Source organism: Streptococcus parasanguinis, assembly GCF_001578955.1.
Lineage (GTDB): Bacteria > Bacillota > Bacilli > Lactobacillales > Streptococcaceae > Streptococcus > Streptococcus parasanguinis_U.
Genome location: NZ_KQ969689.1, coordinates 441,598 through 443,636 on the forward strand (window position 1 = coordinate 441,598; position 2,039 = coordinate 443,636).

General features: G+C 43.8%; 2 protein-coding genes. Both read left to right on the plus strand.

What is annotated here, in order from left to right; translation table 11 throughout:
* Nucleotides 1-1,180 (plus strand): tetratricopeptide repeat protein (locus tag SPADD19_RS02070; RefSeq protein ID WP_061455072.1); only part of this gene is annotated, 1,180 nt, incomplete at its 5' end.
* A 72-nt stretch (nt 1,181-1,252) separates the two neighbouring features.
* Nucleotides 1,253-1,969, plus strand: coding sequence for an acetolactate decarboxylase (budA, locus tag SPADD19_RS02075; RefSeq protein WP_013903849.1), 717 nt, complete (start codon nt 1,253-1,255; stop codon nt 1,967-1,969).
* The last annotated feature ends 70 nt before the right edge of the window (nt 1,970-2,039 follow it).

Here is a 2,039-nt window from a genome sequence, read left to right on the forward strand (position 1 = left end):
AGAGGCAGAAGTTCAATTTCAACAGGCCTTGTTTGAAGATAGTGAAGCGCAATTATTGGATTTGGGTCAATATCTTGAAAGTATCGGTTTTTACCCTCAGGCAAAAGAGATCTATGAACAGATTGCAGAAACCTATCCAGAAGTATATCTGAGTTTGGCAACCATCCTTGCAGAGGAAGGTCAAATGGAAGAGGCCTTTGCTTATTTAGAAGAAATTGGCCCTGAGTCTAACTGGTATGTAGCCAGTCTCTTGGTCAAGGCAGATCTTTATCAGCTGGAAGGCCTAGCAGATGTGGCGCGTGAAAAATTAGTTGAAGCTGCTCATTTGTCTGATGATCCGATCATTCAATTAGGGCTAGCTGAAATTGATCTGGAATTGGAACGCTATCAAGAGGCTATCCAAGAGTATGCCCAGTTAGACAATCGGGAGATTTTGGAAGCAACAGGAATTTCCAACTATCAACGAATTGGTTTTGCCTACGCCAATCTTGGTAAGTTTGAAGCAGCTGTTCCCTTCTTAGAGAAAGCTCTGGAGATTGAGTTTGATGACCAGATTGCTTACGAATTAGCGACCCTATTGTCTGACCAAGAAGAATTCCAAAAAGCCCTGATCTACTACAAACAAATTGATACCTTGTCGCCTGATTTTGAGGGCTATGAGTATGGTTATGCCTTGGCTTTACAGGCTGAAAATGACCGTGAAAAAGCGCTTGAGATTGCTAAACAAGGGATCCAGAAGAATCCCTTTGATGCCCAATTGAAGCTCCTTGCTTCTCAGCTTTCTTATGAACTTCACCAGCCTGAACAGGCAGAAGCTTATCTATTAGAGGCTAAAGAAGTGGCAGATGATCTCGAAGAGATTGCTCTTCGTCTGACTACCCTTTATTTGGAACAGGAACGCTTTGACCAAGTCTTGGCTTGGCAAAATGAAGAAGTCGAAACAGTTGTCACCCGGTGGAACATTGCCCGTGCCTTGGCTGCCTTGGAGAAAACAGAAGAGGCTGTCTCAGCCTACCAAGAGCTTTATGAGGATTTAAAGGACAACCCAGAGTTCCTCGAAGCCTATGTTTATTTGTTGCGTGAGGCTGGAGATGCGACGAAGGCGCGTGAAGTGGCTAATCAGTATTTGGCGATCGTACCAGACGATGTGCAGATGCAAACCCTCTATGATAGCCTCTAATAAAAACCATATCGTGAAGATTCGGAATAGTTTGTGGTATACTGGTAGAAGATAGAATGAGGAGAGAAAAACATGGAACCAGTGAAACTTTTTCAATACAATACCTTGGGTGCTCTAATGGCGGGTCTGTACGGGGGTTCATTTACGATTGGAGAACTCTTGGAACACGGAGATCTCGGAGTTGGGACGCTTGATTCTATTGATGGAGAGTTGATCGTATTAGATGGTAAGGCATATCAGGCCAAGGGATCAGGGGATCATCCTGAGATTGTCGAAGTTTCTCCGGAAGCCAAGGTTCCTTATGCAGCAGTCGTCCCTCACCAAGCAGAAGTGATTTTCCGCCAACGCTTTGAAATGACGGACGAGGAATTGGAAGCCCGTATTGAGTCTTATTATGATGGGGAAAATCTTTTCCGCTCTATTAAGATTCATGGTGACTTTGCCAAGATGCATGTCCGTATGATTCCAAAATCAACACCAGAGATGAAGTTTGCAGAGGTTGCAACCCATCAGCCAGAGTATACACGGGAAAATGTTACTGGAACCATCGTCGGTTTTTGGACACCAGAAATTTTCCATGGCGTGAGCGTGGCTGGTTATCATTTGCACTTTATTTCAGATGACCACACCTTTGGTGGCCATGTCATGGATTTTGTCATCTCAGAAGGGATTGTTGAGGTGGGAGCCATCGATCAGCTGGATCAACGTTTCCCAGTTCAAGACCGTCAGTACCTCTTTGCCAAATTCAATGTTGATGAGGTCAAAGAAGACATTAATAAAGCAGAATAAAAAGGTTGAGCGTAGCTCAACCTTTCGTATTGAAGATAATGTTATTTAAGAAACTTTCCTTAGGTGAGAA